This window comes from Kitasatospora sp. NPDC127035 (assembly GCF_042726075.1).
Taxonomy (GTDB): Bacteria; Actinomycetota; Actinomycetes; order Streptomycetales; family Streptomycetaceae; genus Kitasatospora.
Genome location: NZ_JBHXDN010000107.1, coordinates 20,491 through 20,926, shown reverse-complemented (window position 1 = coordinate 20,926; position 436 = coordinate 20,491). Strand labels below are relative to the sequence as shown.

Genomic DNA, 436 nt, shown 5'->3' with positions numbered 1-436 from the left:
CGGGTGGTCCTCACCCACGACGTCGCGCAGCGCGACAACCTCCGGGTCGGCCGCCACGACGGCGTCGTCGCCGTGGTGGAGAAGCTGAAGGGCCACCCACTCTTCGCCCACATCACCCTCACCCGCTCCGAACGCTCCCCCATCGCCGCCCTCGTCACCGAGATGCTGGAGGGCCCCGACATCTGACCGGCCCGAGGGGGCGGGCCGTGTCCGGGTGGCGACACGTCCGCCGGTCCGCCCCTCCCGTGTACCGGCCCCGGTACGCCCAGGTGTCCGCCGCCCCGGGGGGGGCGGGCACCCGCGGGGGGGGGGGGGCGGGGGAGGGCGGGCGTGGTTGGGGTGGTGGGGCTGGCCGTCCCCGGGGGGCCAGTGGCCGTGGCCGAAGCCGGGGGTGGCGCGGATGTGTTCGAAGCTGCCGCTCCAGGCGGCGTGGTCG

The 436-nt window shown here is 77.3% G+C and carries 1 pseudogene; it reads left to right on the top strand.

Annotated features, from left to right (window positions below):
* Positions 1-186 (top strand): annotated as a pseudogene (locus ACFWIC_RS39105) (PhoH family protein); the annotation flags it as partial.
* Positions 187-436 lie beyond the last annotated feature (250 nt).